Here is a 14,693-nt window from a genome sequence, read left to right on the forward strand (position 1 = left end):
GGCAGAGGCAATGAAATCGTGCCCTTGACTGACGAGGATCGACACGATTGGGAAGACGATCACTCCGGCGCAACACGGCGGATGCCGCAGCCAGAGCCAGATTTCATGCGCTCACCGATCGGCGGGAAGCAGGAAGATTGCTGCAAGAGCGCCCAAGACTGCTATTGACGCCGCGGTCGCAAAGATAGCCTCGAAGGCATGCCCGCCACCAACTACGGCCAGCGCAGCGATCCCAAGCGCGAAGCCACCCTGCCGCGCCACGATCGTCATGGCAGAGGCCATGCCGGAACGGTCTGCCGGGGCGAGCGCAAGCAGGGCACCCGAAAGTTGCGGGTGGGCGAGCGCCGCGCCGCTGCCGATGACGACCATGCCTGCGAGCATAAGGCCGAGGGTCTCGGCCGTGTCAGTGCGCCAGAGGGATGCAAGCAAAAGGAGGTTACCGACTGCGAGTATTGCGAGAGAATGCGCGAAGTGCCAGCGCCAACCTATGCGCATGACGAGGTGGCCGCCAATTGGCGGTACGATGAGCATCGGCGCCGTTGCAGCAAGCAGCGCGAGGCCAGTACGATCGGCGTGCCACCCGAATGCGCTCTGCATCGCCGGCGGCAGATAGACAAGGATGGCCCAGTAGCTGACGGAGACCGCAATCAGCAGCAGGCCGACACCGATCATCGCGGGTGTCCCGAACACGGCCGGGTCGAGGAGCGGCACGGCGCGTCGACGCTGTTGAAGGGCGAAGCCTGCCAACAGCAGAAGCGCCGCGCCGCCGAGGCTCGCGGCACCGATCATATCGACACGTACGCGCAACGTCGCGTCAATCAGCAGCGCGAGTGCCATCGTCAACAGGACGACGCCGACAATATCGAGCGAGCGCTTCTCCGCGGCTTGGCCCTCGACGACGAGCCGCGGCACCGCAATGGTGAGAGCCACGCAGAACGGCACGTTGATGAAGAAGATCCAGCGCCACCCGGTCCAAGCCGTAATCACGCCACCGAGCGTCGGCCCCACGGCCATTCCAACACCGGAGACGACGCCCATCAAGGCGAATACGCGCGCTCTGACGGCGGCATCCGGGAACGCGCCGGCGACGAGCGCCAAGGCGCCTGTGACGATGAACGCTGCGCCAGCGCCTTGCAGACCTCGGGCAAGCCACAACGACGGACCGTCCCAGGCAAGGCCGCAAGCAAGGGAAGCGACAAGGAAGATCGCATTGCCGGCCAGCAAAGCGCGGCGGCGACCAAAGCGATCGGCGATTGCCCCAGCCGCCAGCAGCATGCCCGTGAAAGCGAGCGAATAGGCATCGATCACCCAGGCCGTCGCGGCCATGCCGAAGTTGAGGGTATGCTCCATCGCAGGCAGCGCGACGACGACGGCCGTGACGTCGAGATTGGTGAAGAACGCACCGAGGCCGAGTGTCAGGACAACGGAAAGATCACGAGCGCATAAGGAGGGGGCCGTCTTCACAAATCCTCTGCCGAGCCGGGAAAGTGCCGCGCAGAAGCGCTGCGATGCCCGCTTGTTATCATCGGCTTGCGCCCTCGGCGTATGCCGAGTGTTCAATTCAACATGAATCTCCTTCATAATGCCGATATGACCGCTCAGCCTCCATTCGATACCCTGATTGCCTTCGAAGCCGTGCACCGTCTCGGCAGCGTCACCGCCGCAGCAAGCGACCTCGGTGTGACGCAGAGTGCAGTGAGCCACCGATTGCGCCGGCTGGAAGACTTCATGGGTTTGCCACTGCTGATGCGGACTTCGGGCGGCATGCGCCCGACTCCCGCCGGTGAAGCGCTTGCATCCGGCCTCGCGGAACTCCTCACCGGCCTCGGAGAGCTACGCGCACGATGCCGCGCTGCCGCCAGCAATGGCCCGCTGCGCGTCGGCGTCAGTGCGGCGCTTGCGGACTATTGGCTCGTCGCACGCCTGCCGATGTTCAAGGCCTCATCGACACCGATCGAACTGATCATCGTCGAGAGCACGGCGCAAGCGATCCACCTCGATCTCGACATCACGATCCATTGGCTCCTCGAGGGCGAGGCACGCGAGACCTCGACGCAGCGCGTGTTGTTCCGCGAGCAGGTCTTCCCCGTCTGCCACGCGCAACTATTGCCGTCGGCGCCGCTCGACGACCCGATGCGCATTGCCGCGCTGCCGCTGATCCATAAGGGGGCTGGCGCAGACGCGAACGCGGGAACGGAGTGGTCCTGGGCGACGTGGTTCGCGCGACTTGGCCTGGATGCGCCGCCGCCGGTTGGACTACGTTACGCCAACATGGCGACAGCGATCGGAGCCGCACTTCAAGGCAGCGGCGTCGTGCTGACGCGCTCACTCCTCGCGCGCGACGCGCTTATCGACGGCCGCCTCGTGCGCGTGCTGCCTGAGACCTGGGACATGCCGTCGACGAAGGTACACCTCGTGCGTTGGCCCGCGGTCTTGGCAAGTGATGCTCGGGTGAAGGCATTCGTTGCATGGCTTTTGGACGAGGCTGACGAATGCGTCCAATAGGAGACCCGCCCGGCACCGTCGCACATTGATGCGCTGACGGCCGCGTCGGCACGCTGTCGTTGCGAGCCAACGGGTCCGCGCACAGCGCGGCCCGATGCCGGGCTCCGCGCAGCAATCCGGAATCAGCCCACGGAGGCAACCTGGATTGCTTCGTCGCCAGAGCTCCTCGCAACGCGCTGGGGAGACAGCGCATGAGCGAGCCGACATGCGGGGAATCTTGTGAGCACTTCCCCGGATATCGCTTCGCTCATCCGGGCTGCGAGCTCGCACGCTATCCGATGATCGGCACATGCCTTGCCGCATCGCGCGGCGCGGTGCCATCAAGCCGTGGATCGTCGGCGATCTCGATCTGGCGGCGGAACGGGCGGAAGCCGGAGCGCTGGTAGAAGGCGACGGCGGAGGGATGGTCGAGCGTGCAGGTGTGCACCCAGACGCGGCTGACGTCGCGCGACCAGGCCCGCTCCAGCGCGCGGTTCATCAGGAAGCGGGCAGCGCCGGTGCCGATCAGGCGACCCGTGACGCCGAAATAGCCCAGCTCGCACTGGCCGGGTTCGCGGAAGTCGAGCTCGAGCAGACCTTCATCGCGGCCGTCCAGGGCCAGGGCGTAGACCTCGACCTCAGGCGCGTGGATGATCGCGGCGAGCTCGGCATCGCTCATGCGGGCGCGCGAGAACCACAGCCAGTCCTCGCCGACGCGGCGGAAGAGATCGCGGTACCAGGCAAGCGCGGGCGCATCGACCTTGCGCAGCGACCACGCACCCGGCGGATCGTCGCGGCGCGCGGGAGGCGCCGTCATCTCCAGATGGGTGACGACGGAGGCGATCTTGCCGGCGGGAACGTCGGAATAGCCGTCGGGGAGGATCATGGATGGTTGCTTCCTTCGTTATAGGCAAGCGGGCGAGCCGTGCCGATTTGAAGAACGACGGGGGCTCAGTACTCCGTCATTGCGAGCGCAGCGAAGCAATCCAGGATCTTTCCGCGGAGGGACTCTGGATTGCTTCGTCGCAAGAGCTCCTCGCAATGACGGTGGAGAGGCAATGACGGTTGAGAGAGTGTGTGTAGCCCGGATGGAGCGCAGCGCAATCCGGGATTCTTGCCAGAGCCGGCAGGGGTCCCGGATTTCGCTGCGCTCCATCCGGGCTACGAGGCTCGCCCTGCCGCTACCCCTCCCCCTCGTCGCTCGCCAGCACACCCTTCACGGCGCGCGCCCAGCCGGCGAGCTTCCGCTCGCGCGTGGCCTGGCTCATGTTGGGCTTGAAGCGGTGCTCGAGCCGCCAGTTGTCGGCAAACTTTGTGGGCTCGGGATAGACGCCGGCGTTGAGGCCGGCGAGATAGGCGGCGCCGAGCGCCGTGGTCTCCTGGATCACGGGACGGTCGACGGGCGCATCCAGGAGATCGGCGAGGCGCTGCATGGTCCAGTCCGAGGCGGTCATGCCGCCGTCGACGCGGAGCACGACACTGGCCGTCTCCGAGCTCGGCCAATCCGCGCGCATGGCGGCCCAGAGGTCGAAGGTCTGGTAGCAGACGCTTTCCAGCGCGGCGTGCGCAAGCTCGGCGGGGCCGGTGTTGCGGGTGAGGCCGAACAGCGCGCCGCGCACGCGCGGATTCCAGTAGGGCGCGCCCATGCCGACGAAGGCGGGAACGAGATAGACGCTCTGCATGGAGTCCGACTGATCGGCCAGCGGCCCGGTCTCGGCGGCGTGCTTGATGATGCCGAGACCGTCGCGCAGCCATTGCACCGCTGAGCCCGCGACGAAGATTGAGCCTTCCAGCGCATAGGTGCGCTTGCCGTCGAGCTGATAGGCGACGGTGGTGAGCAGCTTGTTCCTGGACACCACGGGCGTGGTGCCGGTGTTGAGCAGGGCGAAGCAGCCGGTGCCGTAAGTGGATTTCATCATGCCCGGACGGAAGCAGGCCTGGCCGATGGTGGCGGCCTGCTGGTCGCCGGCGATGCCTGAGATGGCGATGGCGCCGCCGAACAGATCGGGCGTGCTCTCGCCGAAGCGGGCGGAGGAATCCTTCACCTCGGGCAGCATCGAGCGCGGCACGCCGATGATCTCCAGGAGCTCGTCGTCCCACTGGCCGGTGTGGATGTTGAACAGCAGCGTGCGCGAGGCGTTGGTGGCGTCGGTGGCGTGCACCTTGCCGCCGGTGAGGCGCCAGAGCAGGTAGCAGTCGACGGTGCCGAACATCAATTCGCCGCGCGCGGCGCGGGCCCGGGCGCCGGGGACGTGGTCGAGGATCCAGGCGACCTTGGTGCCGGAGAAATAGGGATCGATGATCAGGCCGGTCTTCTGCGAGATCACGGGCTCGCGGCCGTCGGCCTTCAGTTTCGCGCAGATGTCGGCGGTGCGGCGGTCCTGCCAGACGATGGCGCGGTGCACGGCCTGCCCGGTGGCGCGATCCCACACCACGGTGGTCTCGCGCTGGTTGGTGATGCCGATCGCGGCGATGTCCTTGGCCTTGATGCCGGCCTGCTCGATCGCCTCGCGGCAGACCATCACGGTCGAGGTCCAGATGTCCTCCGGCTCGTGCTCGACCCAGCCCGAGGCCGGAAAATGCTGCGGAAACTCCGCTTGAGCCTTCGCCGCGATGGAAATGTCGCCGCGAAACACGATCGCGCGCGAGGAGGTGGTGCCCTGGTCGATGGCGAGGACGAAAGACATGGCGGCTTACCTTGGCGTTTTCCCTTGAGAGGATCATTGTGTCGCGCCAAAGGGAGCGGATTAGAGCGGCAAGGTCAAGGCGGCTCTCCCTTACCCTCCCCTGGAGGGGGAGGGTCGGCTCACATCGAGCGGAGCGACATGTGAGCCGGGGTGGGGTGACGGTGTCTCCACCGCCAACAGCGCCCGTGGGGAGAGATCACCCCACCCCGCTCGCGCTGCGCGCGATCGACCCTCCCCCTCCAGGGGAGGGTAATAAAGAGCACGGCGCGATTCAGGTTGACGGCTTTGGCCTACGACGATGCTCGAGCCGCATAGCTTCCGCTTCACGCGAGCCATAGAGCTCGACATAGATGCGCACCATTATCGCTGTCAGATCGCTCGTGATCTCCGAGTTCCAGAATCTAACGACGCGATAACCTTCGTTTTCGAGCCAGCGCTGGCGCACGAGATCGCGCGCAGCGGTGTCGTCTTCGTTGTGATGCCCGCCGTCAAGTTCGATGATGAGGCCTTTGGCGGGGCAAAAGAAGTCGACGACGTAGGGACCGATCGGCGCTTGCCGGCGGAAGTGCGATCCGTCCATCGGGAGCTCCTTCAGGGCGCGCCACAACATGCGCTCATGGGGCGTCGTGTTCGCTCTCAGCTTCTTCGCGGCGGCGCGTCGGATCGATGTCGAGACCATTGCTGCGGCTTCACCCCACCCCGCTCACGCTACGCGTGAGCGACCCACGGGCGAGCTACGTTCGTCCCGGACCCCTCCAGGGGAGGGTAAGCGAGGCGTCAGGTTAACGCAACTAACGGTTGTCGAGCTACACCGCCGCCGTGGTGACGCCGCCGTCGATGACGATGGTCTGGCCGGTCATGAAGCTCGACGCATCGGAGGCGAGATAGGCGACGGCGCCGGCGATTTCGTCGGGCTCGCCGATGCGGCGCAGCGGCGTGGTGGCGGTGCGGCGCTTCAGCATGGCCTCATCCTCCCACAGCGCGCGGGCGAAATCGGTCTTGACGAGGCCGGGTGCGATGCAATTGACGCGGACGCCCTTCGGGCCCCATTCGCCGGCGAGCGAGCGGCACAGCGCGAAATCGGCGGCTTTCGAGATCCCGTAGGCGCCGATCACGGTCGAGCCGCGCAAACCGCCGATCGAGGAGATGATGACGACGGAGCCGCCTCCGCGCGCGGCCATCTGCGGGATCGCGAGCGCGGAGAGCCAGATGTTGCTCTTCACGTTCGAGCCCATGATCTTGTCGAAGGCCTCGTCCGTGATGTCGAGCAGCGGGCCGTAATACGGATTCACCGCGGCATTGCAGACGAGGATGTCGATCTTGCCGTAGTGCTTGGTGGCGCCGGCGATCAGCGCCTCGACCTCGGCCTTGCGCGCGATGTTGCAGGGAATGACGGTGGCATCGCCGCCGGCCGCGTTGATGCCGTCAGCGACTTCCTTGCAGGCGTCGGCCTTGCGGGAGGAGACCACGACCTTGGCGCCGAGCCTGGCCAGCAATTCGGCGGAGGAGCGGCCGATGCCGCGGCTGGAGCCGGTGACCACGGCGACCTTGCCGGTGAGATCGAACGGGGTGTTTTTCATGGGTCTGCCTTCTTCCTGGTCATTCCGGGGCGCGACGAAGTCGCGAGCCCGGAATCCATTTCACCGCGCGTATTGCCGCCCGATGGATCCCGGGTTCGCGCTACGCGCGCCCCGGGATGACAGCGTGGCTAGACCAACCCGCCCGCGTCGGCGACGCGGCGCTGGTGGTAGTCGGTATCGCCGAAGGTGTTCTCGATCATGGTCAGGCGCTTGAAGTAGTGGCCGATCTTCGCCTCCATGGTCATGCCGATGCCGCCGTGGAGCTGGATCGCCTGCTGTCCCACGAACTTTAGCGACTTGCCGATCTGCACCTTGGCCGCGGCGATGGCGTTCGAGCGCTCCTTGGCGTTCTCGAAATCGTTCGCCATGGTCGCGAACATCGACATCGAGCGCGCCTGCTCGGTCGCGACGAACATGTCGGAGGCGCGGTGCTGCAGCGACTGGAACGAGCCGATCGCGACGCCGAACTGCTTTCGCGTCTTGATGTATTCGACCGTGGTCTTGAGCGACTCGTCCATCAGCCCGACCGCCTCGGCGCAGAGCGCGACGCGGGCTTCGTCCACCACGCGCTCGATCAGCGCGAGCGAGTCGTCGGGATTGCCGATCGCAGAATCCGCGCCGACCTCGACACCCGTAAAGGTGATGTCGGCGGCGTGGAGGCCGTCCTGGGTCGGATAGGACTTTTTCGTCACGCCCTTGGCATTCGCGGGGACCAGGAACACGCCGATGCCGCTACTGTCGCGGCGCTCGCCCTTGGTGCGCGCGGTGACGACAAGCGTGTCGGCGTTCTCGCCGTTGAGCACGACGAACTTCTCGCCGTCGATGACCCAGCCGTCGCCCTTCTTCTTCGCGGTCGTCGAGACGTCAAAGAGATCGTAGCGCGAGTTCTTCTCGAGCTGGGCAAACGCGAGCGTCTTGCTGCCGTCGATGATGCCGGGCACGTGCGCGGCCTTCTGCGCGTCGCTGCCGGCGTGGCGCAGGAAGCCGCCGCCGATCACGACCGTCGCGAGATACGGCTCGAGCACCAGCGCCTTGCCGAGCGCCTCCATCACGATCATGGTCTCGACGCCGCCGCCGCCGAAGCCGCCGTCGGCCTCGCTGAAGGGCAGGCCGAGCAGGCCCTGCTCGGCGAGCTTGAGCCAGACGGCTTTGCTCCAGCCGCCCTTCTCCTTCATGTACTTCTTGCGCTGCTCGAAATCGTAGGAATCGGTCAGCAGGCCGTCGATGCTTTCCTTGAGAAGCCGCTGCTCCTCGTTCAGATCAAAATCCATGTCTTTGGTTCCTCGTACCCGGAATTCTTGCTTCGTCATTCCGGGACACGCGCGGCAGCGCGGGGACCCGGAATCCAGAGGTTGTGGCGCGAGATTCCGGGCTCGCGACTTCGTCGCGCCCCGGAATGACGGCGGTTAGAGCCCCAGCACCGCCTTGGCGATGATGTTGCGCTGGATCTCGTTGGAGCCGCCGTAGATCGAGACCTTGCGGTTGTTGAAATAGCTCGGCGCGATCTGGGCGGTCCAGTCCATGGCCTCGTTCGAGCCGTCGTCGCCGTGCACGTCGTAGGGCGCGGCGAACGGGCCGATCACTTCCATGAGCAGCTCGGTGGTGGTCTGCTGGATCTCGGAACCCTTGATCTTCAGCACCGAGGAGGCCGGATTGGGCTTGCCCTTGCCGTGCTTGCCCTCGTCGGCGACGACGCGCAGCTGGGTGAGCTCGAGCGCTTTCAGCTCGATCTCGCACGCCGCGAGCTTCTCGCGGAACGCTGGGTCCTGGATGATCGGCTTGCCTGACGATTCGACCTTGCCGGCGAGATCGCGGATGCGGCGCAGCCGCTCCTTGGAGACGCCGACGCGCGCGATGCCGGTGCGCTCGTTGCCGAGCAGGAATTTGGCGTAGTCCCAGCCCTTGTTCTCCTCGCCGATCAGGTTCTCGACGGGCACCTCGACGTCGTCGAAGAAGACCTCGTTGACCTCATGGCCGCCGTCGATGGTCTGGATCGGGCGCACGGTGACGCCCTTCGACTTCATCGAGAACACGATGAAGGAGATGCCCATCTGCTTCTTGGCGTTGTTGTCGGTGCGGCAGAGGCAGAAGATCATGTCGGCGTGCTGGGCGAGCGTGGTCCAGGTCTTCTGGCCGTTGATGATCCACTTGTCGCCACGGCGCTCGGCTTTCGTCTTCAGCGAGGCGAGGTCTGAACCCGAGCCCGGCTCGGAGAAGCCCTGGCACCACCAGTCGTCGACATTGGCGATGCGCGGCAGGTATTTCTTCTTCTGCTCCTCGTTGCCGAAGGTGTAGATGACGGGGCCGACCATGCTGACGCCGAAGGCGAGCGGCTGCGGCGCCGGATAGGACTGCAGCTCCTCGTTGAAGATGTAGTGCTGCACGCTGGTCCAGCCCGTGCCGCCATATTGCTTGGGCCAATGGCTGACGCCCCAGCCCTTCTTGTTGAGAATGCGCCACCATGTCACCATCTCGTCCTTCGAGAGGTGACGGCCCTCGACCATCTTGCGCCGGGTGTCCGGCGGCACGTTGTCGCGGAAGAACTGCCGCACTTCCTCGCGAAACGCCTGCTCTTCTTTCGTGAATGCGAGATCCATCGGATCCTCCTGTGAGCGTTATTTTCTATTCGTCATTCCGGGGCGCGCAAAGCGCGAACCCGGAATCCAGAAGTTTGCGGCTCGAGATTCCGGGTTCATTCGCTAACGCGAATGCCCCGGAACGACAGAGCCCGTTTACTGCAACACCTCGAAAAGTCCCGCCGCACCCATGCCGCCGCCGACGCACATGGTGACGACCGCGTATTTGGCCTTGCGGCGACGGCCTTCGATCAGGGCGTGGCCGGTGAGGCGCGCGCCCGACATGCCGTAGGGATGGCCGACCGCGATCGCGCCGCCGTCGACGTTGATCTTCTCGGGATCGATCCCAAGCTTGTCGCGGCAATAGAGCACCTGCACCGCGAAGGCTTCGTTGAGCTCCCAGAGGCCGATGTCGTCGACGGTGAGGCCGTGGCGCTTGAGCAGGCGCGGCACGGCGAAGACCGGGCCGATGCCCATCTCGTCCGGCTCGCAGCCGGCCGAGACGAAGCCGCGGAAGATGCCGAGCGGCGCAAGACCCCGCTTGGCGGCTTCCTTGTCGCTCATGATCACGGAGGCGCTGGCGCCGTCGGAGAGCTGGCTGGCATTGCCGGCGGTGATCGAGAAGCCCTCGCCGCGCACGGGCTTGAGGCCGGCGAGACCTTCGAGCGTGGTCTCGGGACGCGGGCCCTCGTCCTGCGACAGCGTGACGTCCTTCATCGAGACGACGCCGGTCGCCTTGTCGGTGACCGCCATCTGCGTCGTGATCGGGGCGATCTCCTCCTTGAACTTGCCGCCCTGCTGCGCGGCCGCGGTGCGGCGCTGGCTCTCCAGCGAATATTCGTCCTGCTTCTCGCGGGAGATGCCGTAGCGCTTGGCCACGACCTCGGCGGTGTCGATCATGGGCATGTAGACCTCGCCCTTGATCTTGAGCAGCGCCGGATCTTGGGCGTGGAAGCCGTTCATCTTGTCGTTCTGCACCAGCGAGATCGACTCGCCGCCGCCGCCGACCGCGATCTGGACGCCGTCGAAGATCACCGAGCGCGCGGCAAGCGCGATCGCCTGCAGGCCCGAGGCGCATTGCCGGTCGATGGTGGTGCCGGCGACGGTGACGGGAAGGCCGGCGCGCAGCAGCGCCTTGCGCGCGATGTTGCCGCCGGTCGCGCCCTGCTGCAGGGCGGCGCCCATCACGACGTCCTCGATCTCCTTCGGATCGACTTTTGCGCGCGCGACAGCCTCACCAATCGCGTGGCCGAGCAGGGTTGCGCCCTCGGTGGCGTTGAGTGCGCCGCGATAGGCCTTGCCGATCGGGGTGCGGGCGGTGGAAACGATGACGGCGTCGGTCAAGAACGACCTCCTGATGCGAGTGGGTTGGATTGTGACGGCTTCTGCTGCTGGCGCAATTCGTGGCGCGACAATTTTCCGACCGGCGTGCGCGGCAAGTCGGCGGCGAATTCGACCGCCGCCGGCAATTCGTGCTTGCCGAGCTTGCCGGCGAGCTGCGTGCGCAGCTCGTCGAGCGAGAACGGCTTTGCGTCGGGCTTCAGCTTGATGAAGGCCTTCGCTGCCTCGCCGCGGTACTGGTCGGGGATGCCGAGCACGATCACCTCGTGCACGCCTGATATGGTGTAGATCGCCTGCTCGATCATCTGCGGGTAGACGTTGAAGCCGCCGGAGATGATCATGTCCTTCTTGCGGTCGACCAGGAAGAAATAGCCGTCGGTGTCGACATAGCCGATGTCGCCGGTGAGGAAGCGGCCATCGACGAAGGCATCCGTGGATCCCTCCGGCTTGTTCCAGTAGCCTTTGGTGACGTTCGGGCCCTTGATCCGGATCTCGCCGACCTCGCCCGGCGGCAGCACGCGCCTCGGGTCGTCGAGCGCAACGACGTCGAGCTCGATGCCCGGCAGCATCAGGCCGATCGAGCCCGGCTTGTCGGGGCCGGTGGGCGGATGGCCGGTGCCGGGCGAGCAGGTCTCGGTCATGCCCCAGCCGCTGCGCAGCTTCTTGCCGACCTTGCGCTCGAAGAAATTGGCGATCTCCACCGGCAGCGGCGCGCCGCCGGAGCCGATCGTCGCGAGCGAGGAGAAGTCCCGCTTGTCGAGATCCGGGAGCGCCGCGATCGCGATCCACATCGTCGGCACGCCCGGGAAATAGGTGGCGCGCTTGACCTCGATGTCGCGCATCACGGCTTCGACGTCGAAACGCTGATGGATGGAGATCAGATTGCCGCGGCTGAGCGAGGACAGCAGCACCACGGTGAGCGCGTAGATGTGGAACAGCGGCAGCACGCAGATCACGCGCTCGACCACGTCGCCGCGCGCGGCGCGCGACGGCTTGCCCCAGACGTCGTAGATCGACACCGCCGAGGTGAGATTGCCGTGTGTCAGCATCGCGCCCTTGGGCAGGCCGGTGGTGCCGCCGGTATATTGCAGCAGCGCGACGTCGTCGGCCGTCACGGACGGCCATTGCGCCGGCGCGGTGGCGCCCTCGACGAAGGTCTTGAAGGTGACGATGCGGGGATCGCTGGGGATCGCCGCCTGCGGCGTGCCGACCTTGCCCCAATCATCATCTTCGCAGACGACGAGGCGGTCGATCAGGCCCTTGTCCAGGAACTTCAGCGCGGTCGGCAGCAGCGCCTGGAGATTCGAGGTGACGAGCAGGCGCGAGCCGGAATCTGAGACCTTGTGCGTCAGCGCGATCTCGCCGTCGAGCGGGGAGAGATGCGCGACGCGGGCGCCAGCCTTCAGCGCGCCGAAGAAATTGACGGGATGATCGGGGGTGTTGCCGAGGAATAGCGCCACCGAGGTGTTCTTGCCGATGCCTGCGCGAAGGAACGCCGCCGCTGCGCGCTCGGCCTGAGCTGCGAGTTCAGTGTAGGTGATCGGACGGTCGCGGAATTCCAGCGCGGTGCGCGGGCCGTAATCTGCCGCAGCTTTTGCCAGGAGGTCGGGCAGCGAGCCCTGGACGATGGGATCGTCCCACCGCACGCCCGCGGGGTAAAACTGTTCGCCGGGATGGGTCATTTTCTGCATCACATTCAGTGGTCATTCCGGGGCGCGACGAAGTCGCGAGCCCGGAATCCATCAGGCAGCGCACCCGGAGGCGAAATGGATTCCGGGCACGGCCCTGTGGGCCGTCCCGGAATGACGCCGAGAGTGCGAGCTCCCATCACGCCGCCTTCGACGCCGCGGCCAGCGAGGCGAAGGTCTTGCCTTCGGCCGCGAGCTTCTTCAGCAGCGGGGCCGGCTCGAGGCTGGGGTCGTTGGTCTCCTTGGCGTAGAAGGCCAGACGATCGGCGATGTGCTTGAGGCCGACGCTGTCGGCCCAGAACATCGGGCCGCCGCGGTAGATCGGCCAGCCATAGCCGTAGAGCCAGACCACGTCGATGTCGGACGGACGCGCCGCGATGCCCTCTTCGAGGATCTTGGCGCCCTCGTTGATCATCGGATACATCATGCGCTCAAGGATTTCCTCGTCGCTGACGACGCGCTTCTTCCGCCCCAGACGCAGCAGCGTCTCGTCGATCAGCTTCTCGACCTCCGGATCGGGCAGCGGGGCACGGCTGCCGGCTTCGTATTTGTAATAGCCCTTGCCGGTCTTCTGGCCGAAGCGGCCGGCTTCGCACAGCGCATCCGCGATCTCCGACTTGATGCCGCGGTCCTTGCGCGAGCGCCAGCCGATGTCGAGGCCGGCGAGATCGCCCATCGCGAACGGGCCCATCGGCATGCCGAACTTGGTCACGACCGCGTCGACCTGCTGCGGCAGGGCACCTTCGAACAACAGCTTCTCCGACTGCTTGCCGCGCTGGGCCAGCATGCGGTTGCCCACAAAACCGTCGCAGACGCCGACCACGGCCGGCACCTTCGCGATTTTGCGCGCGATGGTCACGGCGGTGACCAGCGCGTCCGGCGCGGTCTTGTCGGCGCGCACGATCTCGCACAGCTTCATCACGTTGGCCGGCGAGAAGAAGTGCATGCCGAGCACGTCCTGCGGACGCTTGGTCGACTTCGCGATCTCGTCGATGTTCAGATACGAGGTGTTGGAGGCGAGCACGGCGCCTGGCTTGGCGTACTGGTCGAGCTTGCCGAACACTTCCTTCTTCACCGCCATGGTCTCGAACACGGCCTCGATGACGAGGTCGGCATCGCCGACATTCTCGATCCCGACGACGCCGTTGATCAGCGCCATGCGCTTGGCGGGCGCGTCCGCCGGGATGCCGCCGCGCGCCGCGGTCGCTTCCCAGTTCTTCTGCATGATGCCCATGCCGCGCTTGAGCTGCTCTTCGCCGGTCTCGATCAGGGTGACGGGCACGCCGGCATTGGCAAAGGACATCGCGATGCCGCCGCCCATGGTGCCGGCGCCGAGAATGGCGACACGGTTGACCGGGCGCGACTTGGTGCCTTCAGGCACGCCCGCGATCTTGGCGGCCTCGCGCTCGGCGAAGAAGGCGTAGCGCTGCGCCTTGGACTGGTCGCTGGCGACGAGCTTGAGAAAGCCCTCGCGCTCCTTCTTCAGACCTTCGTCGAAGGGTAGGTCAATGGCGTAGCCGACGGCGTCGGCGGCGGCGAACGGCGCCTCGAGGCCGCGCGACTTCTTGGTCATGGCCGCGACCGCATTGGTGAAGATCGAACGGTCGGCCTTGGCGGCCGCGATCTTGGAATCGTCGTCGCGCAGGCGCCGCAGCGGGCGCTTCTCGGCCAGCAGCTTGCGCACGAAAGCTTCGCCGCCCGCCGCCGGACCCTCGACGATCTCCTCGATCAGGCCGTTCTTCAGCGCTTCCGCAGCGCCGATGGGATCGCCACCGACGATCATCTTGACGGCGAGCTCGGGACCGACCGCGCGCGGCAGGCGCTGGGTGCCGCCGGCGCCCGGCAGCAGGCCGAGCTTCACCTCGGGCAGGCCGAGCTTGGCCTCTTTCACTGCAACGCGGAAATGACAGGCGAGCGCGACCTCGAGGCCGCCGCCGAGCGCGGTGCCGTGAATGGCGGCAACCACCGGCTTCGGCGAATTCTCGATCTCGGACAGCACGTCGTTGAGCGCCGGCGCCTTCGGCGGCTTGCCGAACTCGGTGATGTCGGCACCCGCGATGAAAGTGCGGCCGGCACAGGTCAGCACGATGCCCTTGATGGCGGGATCGGCGACAGCGGCCTTGACGCACTCCAAGATACCACCGCGCACCGCGGCACTCAGCGCGTTGACCGGAGGGCTGTTGACCGTGACGATACCGACCTCGTCATGACGCTCAAGCTTGACCACTTCGCTCACGGTGTTCCCTCCTTGGTGGGGATTAACTTTTGTTCGATTTCGCGGTGCGGAATTTAATTCCGCATCTTGACGGCAGGGTTATTTTGAAGCACGTGGCTTGT

Annotated in this window: 11 protein-coding genes; 1 reads left to right on the top strand and 10 read right to left on the bottom strand. The window is 66.0% G+C overall.

The window, feature by feature from the left end:
• Nucleotides 1-111 precede the first annotated feature (111 nt).
• Nucleotides 112-1,641, bottom strand: coding sequence for an MFS transporter (locus tag UNPF46_RS11410; RefSeq protein WP_142250072.1), 1,530 nt, complete (start codon nt 1,639-1,641; stop codon nt 112-114).
• On the opposite strand from UNPF46_RS11410, the gene UNPF46_RS11415 reads away from it, so the two are divergent.
• A complete protein-coding gene (locus UNPF46_RS11415; protein WP_100181107.1) occupies nt 1,591-2,505 on the top strand; it encodes a LysR substrate-binding domain-containing protein in 915 nt (304 codons plus the stop codon). The two genes, UNPF46_RS11410 and UNPF46_RS11415, sit on opposite strands and share 51 nt — an antisense overlap.
• 271 nt (nt 2,506-2,776) lie before the next feature.
• Here the strand turns inward: UNPF46_RS11415 and UNPF46_RS11420 are convergent, their stop codons facing one another.
• From UNPF46_RS11420 to UNPF46_RS11465, 9 genes are all read right to left on the bottom strand, one after another.
• Nucleotides 2,777-3,370, bottom strand: coding sequence for a GNAT family N-acetyltransferase (locus UNPF46_RS11420; protein WP_100176773.1), 594 nt, complete (start codon nt 3,368-3,370; stop codon nt 2,777-2,779).
• Nucleotides 3,371-3,665: 295 nt separating this feature from the next.
• Entirely contained in the window at nt 3,666-5,171 is a 1,506-nt protein-coding gene (gene glpK, locus UNPF46_RS11425; RefSeq protein ID WP_142250073.1) for a glycerol kinase GlpK, read from the bottom strand.
• Nucleotides 5,172-5,442: 271 nt separating this feature from the next.
• Nucleotides 5,443-5,850 (bottom strand): endonuclease domain-containing protein, encoded by a 408-nt coding sequence (locus UNPF46_RS11435; protein ID WP_142250075.1) that lies wholly within the window; start codon nt 5,848-5,850, stop codon nt 5,443-5,445.
• Between the two features lie 127 nt (nt 5,851-5,977).
• Nucleotides 5,978-6,751: an SDR family NAD(P)-dependent oxidoreductase gene (locus tag UNPF46_RS11440; protein ID WP_142250076.1), complete on the bottom strand. Its 774-nt coding sequence runs from the start codon at nt 6,749-6,751 to the stop codon at nt 5,978-5,980.
• Nucleotides 6,752-6,879: 128 nt separating this feature from the next.
• A complete protein-coding gene (gene pimD, locus UNPF46_RS11445; RefSeq protein WP_142250077.1) occupies nt 6,880-8,022 on the bottom strand; it encodes a pimeloyl-CoA dehydrogenase small subunit in 1,143 nt (380 codons plus the stop codon).
• 135 nt (nt 8,023-8,157) lie between these two features.
• Complete coding sequence (gene pimC, locus UNPF46_RS11450; RefSeq protein ID WP_142250078.1) at nt 8,158-9,348, bottom strand: pimeloyl-CoA dehydrogenase large subunit; 1,191 nt, start codon at nt 9,346-9,348, stop codon at nt 8,158-8,160.
• A 135-nt stretch (nt 9,349-9,483) separates the two neighbouring features.
• Entirely contained in the window at nt 9,484-10,671 is a 1,188-nt protein-coding gene (locus UNPF46_RS11455; protein WP_142250079.1) for an acetyl-CoA C-acyltransferase, read from the bottom strand.
• The gene (gene pimA / locus UNPF46_RS11460; RefSeq protein WP_142250080.1) at nt 10,668-12,350 is read right to left on the bottom strand and encodes a dicarboxylate--CoA ligase PimA; all 1,683 of its coding nucleotides are present in this window, start codon (nt 12,348-12,350) and stop codon (nt 10,668-10,670) included. The genes UNPF46_RS11455 and pimA overlap by 4 nt, the downstream gene beginning before the upstream one ends.
• 145 nt (nt 12,351-12,495) lie before the next feature.
• Nucleotides 12,496-14,592 (bottom strand): 3-hydroxyacyl-CoA dehydrogenase NAD-binding domain-containing protein, encoded by a 2,097-nt coding sequence (locus UNPF46_RS11465; protein ID WP_100175211.1) that lies wholly within the window; start codon nt 14,590-14,592, stop codon nt 12,496-12,498.
• Between the last annotated feature and the right edge of the window lie 101 nt (nt 14,593-14,693).

Origin of the sequence: Bradyrhizobium sp. UNPF46 (assembly GCF_006658625.1) — a bacterium.
GTDB classification, from domain to species: domain Bacteria; phylum Pseudomonadota; class Alphaproteobacteria; order Rhizobiales; family Xanthobacteraceae; genus Bradyrhizobium; species Bradyrhizobium nitroreducens.